The following is a 4,053-nucleotide window of genomic DNA, read 5'->3' on the forward strand; positions in this document are numbered from 1 at the left end:
AACCTCTGGCAATATCAACCCCTTAGCCATGACACTTTTAAGAAGACGGAAAAATCCAAAATAACATACACAGTCATACAATTAAGGCTCTTTAACATATTTTAATTTTTTTTTTTAGTAGATAATCAATAAATCTCTTGATTTTTCATTCGCGAAACCGTTTCATGCACTAGTTTCAATCGTAGATTCCCGCACCAACCAACCCAATATATTTATGGACAGCGAAGAACACCCGTCACCAAACCTCTCCCTAGTCAGACGTCTCCTCACTTTGATTGGCCTGGCCAAGGCCCCCGATACCACAGAAGACCTGGAGCAGGAAATCCAGGAGATTCTGGAAGACGGCCGAGAGCAGGGCCTGATCACCTCCCAGGAAGGGATGATGATCAACTCGATCTTCGACCTGCGCGACACCAAAGCCAAGGAGATCATGACTCCGGTCACCGACATGGTCTGTGCTCCCAACACCGCCACCATTTCGGAACTCGTCGCCCTGATCGTCAAAGAGGGATTCACCAGAGTGCCGATCTACACCGGCAATTCCGACCGAATCATTGGCATTCTCCACGCCAAGGACCTGCTGCGCTACGCCAACGCCCCAGGGACCAACACCCTCCCCGATGGCTGTATCAAGCAACCGCTGTTCATCCTGGAAAACCACCGCATCGGCCTACTGCTCCGTGATTTCAAAGCAAAGCAGATTCACATGGCCATAGTTATCGACGAGTTTGGCAGCGTCCGCGGGCTGGTTACCCTGGAGGATGTTATCGAGGAGATCGTCGGTGAAATCAATGACGAACACGACATCGACCCCTCCCGCTGGCGCGTCATCGACGCACATACCGTCCAGACCGACGCCAAGGTGGACATAGAGGAGGTCGAGACATTCTTTGCTGTCACTCTGCCTGAAGGACCCTATGAATCGATCGGCGGCCTGGTGATTCATCAGCTCGGCCACATCCCCAGAATCGGTGAATTCATTGAAATCTGCGATCTGACCATTCAAGTTCTTTCCGCCACCAAACGACGCATTTCATCCTTGAAGATCAGTCGCCCCGCGCCCCCCACCTCCCAAGAATCATGAACACAGCTTTCTCCTCCAAGGCAGGCCAGGGGCGCCGCCTGATCCTTGCTCTAGTGACAAGCCTTATCCTTTTTGTCGCCTCACCAGGGCAGTGGGCAGTCTCCCCCCTGGCATGGGTTGCTCTGGTTCCGCTACTGCTTGCCTGTCGCGGACTTTCGGCAAAGGCCAGCGCCTGGCTGGGCTTGCTCTCCGGCGTCATCTATTTCCTGTCACTCATCTACTGGATCATCATCGCTTTAGGCCGATACGGAGGCCTGCCCCTGTGGCTGACCTTACCGGCGCTCCTTGGCCTTGCCTTCTACATGGGCCTGTCCATGGCAGCATTTGCTGCCATGATCTCCTGGTCCGAAAAACGCCTCCCCACGGTGTGGATTGCACCAATGACCTGGGTCGGCCTTGATTTCGTCCGCGCCTGGCTTTTCACCGGATTTCCATGGCTTGACCTGGGCTATAGCCAATTTTCCTTTCCCCTGGTCAATCAGACAGCAGACATCACCGGCCATCATGGAATCACCTTTCTGATCGTCATGGTCAACACTCTGATTGCCCGGCTCATCCCTTGGCCCCAAATCGCGCCTATAAACAATTCCCAGACAGTATCGCCAGATACCCCTTGCAGCTTACTCTCCTGTCTTGTTCTGCCACTTTTCGTTATTGCCACCGCCTGCGGGTATAGCCTCTGGCGAGCGCAAAACCTGGAAATTGCCATGGCTCAGGCTTCGACGATTTCAATAGGGCTGATCCAAGGCAATATCGATCAAAGCGAGAAATGGCTCCCTGGACTTCAAGAAAAAACCGTGAACATCTACCTATCCCTGTCCGAAGAATCCGCAACTCAAGGCCCCATCGACCTGTTGATCTGGCCGGAAACCGCCCTCCCTTTTTTCCCAAGTGAGCACCCCCTCTTTCAACGGGTAACAGCTTCGGTCACGTCCCCCGGCAGTCCCAGCCTCCTCACCGGAGCCCCACATTTCGAGAGCGCCCCAACTAACAATCTCACCAATTACTTCAACAGCGCATTCCTGATCACCCCCGCCAGCACAGGCGAGTTCACCGCGCTCCAACGTTACGACAAGGAGCATCTGGTCCCTTTTGGCGAATACATCCCACTCCAAAACTTCCTGCCTAAAGCCATGCCCCTGGTCCAGACCATGGGCAACTTCTCACCCGGCACAGATGCCGCGCCACTCATCGACGATCAGACCAGAATCGGCGTCCTGATCTGCTTTGAAAGCATCTTTCCCAACCTCGCCCGTATCCGAACCCTTCATGGCGCCAACATTTTGGTCAACCTCACCAATGACGCCTGGTACGGACGATCCAGCGCCCCCTATCAGCAGGTGCCCATGGCTGTGCTTCGTGCTATTGAAAACCGCCGCAGCCTCGCCCGATCCGCCAATACCGGTATCAGCTGCCTAATCGACCCTGTGGGCAAAGTACTTGCCACCACCACCATCTTCGAAGCCAAGGTCACCACTGGTCGATTACCTCTCCTTGAAGAGAAATCCTTCTACTCCCAAGCCGGATACCTCTTCCCCAACCTCTGCCTCCTCTGCTTGAGTCTCTTGCTTTTATATGGTATTTTGCAGAGAGATAGGGTATGAGCGATGACAGATTGGGGGCAGATTTGGAATCTGTCCCCTTTTCCCGTTGTAACTAGCCAGGTTGACGGTGATCAGTTACCGGTTTACGGTTAACAGTCTCACAGATATCAGCAATATAGTTTGTAGAAATCACTAACCGCTAACTGACAACCGTAAACCGATAACCTGAGCAGTTGGTAACTGCTTAACTAACCATACAGAGGAAATTGCCATGTCAGCAGAATTGAGACAAAAAATAGAAGAGATCAAAGGCCGATTATTTTCACTGCGGAGCCATCTTTAACTTAGATAAAAAGAAAGAAGACATTTTGATCCTGGAGCGACAGACGCTCTCCCCCAATTTTTGGGAAGACGCCCCCAGGGCCGCCAAAGTCCAGAAAGAAATGGGTATCATCCAGGAGGTAGTTTCCAACTGGCAGGGTATGCAGGCCGCCTGGGAAGAGGCGCAGATTCTGCTTGAGCTGGCCGACGAAGAAAACGACCCGGATACCGAGAGTGAGGCCGACCAGATCCTTACCGAGTTAAACGACCAGGTCGCAGCCAAAGAGCTGGAGTGCATGCTGAGCGGTGAACATGACGCCAATAACGCCATGCTTACCATTCACGCAGGGGCAGGCGGAACCGAGGCCCAGGATTGGGCGGACATTCTGCTCCGAATGTACCTGCGTTGGGCGGAAAAAAAGAAATTCCCCACCGAGATCCTCGACATGCTGCCTGGTGATGAAGCAGGGACCAAGAGTGTCACCATCATGGTCAACGGCCATAACGCATACGGGTATCTCCGCTCGGAGATGGGCATCCACCGCCTGGTACGAATCTCCCCATTCGACACCCAAAAGCGCCGCCACACCTCATTCGCCTCGGTGTTTATCTTTCCCGAACTTGATGACGACATCACTGTCGAAATCAACGATAAAGACCTCCGGATCGACACCTACCGTGCCAGTGGGGCAGGCGGTCAGCATGTCAACAAGACCAGTTCCGCCATTCGCATCACCCATTTCCCCACCGGTATCGTGGTCCAATGCCAGAACGAACGTTCTCAGTTCAGCAACAAGAGTACTGCCATGAAGATGCTCAAGGCCCAGATCTATGAACACGAAAAAAAGCTGCAAAAAGCGGAACAGCAGGTCCTGCACGGCGACAAGAAAGAGATCGCCTGGGGAAGCCAGATTCGCTCGTACGTCATGCAGCCCTACCGGATGGTGAAGGACCACCGTACCAACCATGAAACAGGCAATGTCGACAGCGTCATGGATGGCAACCTGGACCCCTTCATCAAGGCGTTTCTGCTCTGGAAGCCAGAGTAGTCCGGTGATGGGAAATATTGATCTCATCACCGGACTACTCTGGTTATCGATTTGC

3 protein-coding genes are annotated in these 4,053 nt (G+C 53.2%); all 3 read left to right on the forward strand.

From position 1 onward, the window contains the following. The first annotated feature begins 214 nt into the window (after positions 1 to 214). The 3 genes from FP815_15810 (at position 215) to prfB (ending at position 3,998) form a co-directional block, all read left to right on the forward strand. A complete protein-coding gene (locus FP815_15810) occupies positions 215 to 1,084 on the forward strand; it encodes an HlyC/CorC family transporter (GenBank protein ID MBA3016395.1) in 870 nt (289 codons plus the stop codon). Then, entirely contained in the window at positions 1,081 to 2,688 is a 1,608-nt protein-coding gene (gene lnt / locus FP815_15815) for an apolipoprotein N-acyltransferase (protein ID MBA3016396.1), read from the forward strand. Before FP815_15810 ends, lnt begins: the two co-directional genes overlap by 4 nt. A gap of 211 nt (positions 2,689 to 2,899) precedes the next feature. After that, positions 2,900 to 3,998, forward strand: a protein-coding gene (prfB, locus tag FP815_15820) for a peptide chain release factor 2 (GenBank protein MBA3016397.1) whose coding sequence is annotated in 2 segments (ribosomal slippage) — positions 2,900 to 2,968 and positions 2,970 to 3,998 — 1,098 coding nt in all. Because the reading frame shifts where the segments join, the coding sequence is not laid out codon by codon here. Positions 3,999 to 4,053: the final 55 nt, after the last annotated feature.

This window comes from Desulfobulbaceae bacterium, assembly GCA_013792005.1.
Taxonomy (GTDB): domain Bacteria; phylum Desulfobacterota; class Desulfobulbia; order Desulfobulbales; family VMSU01; genus VMSU01.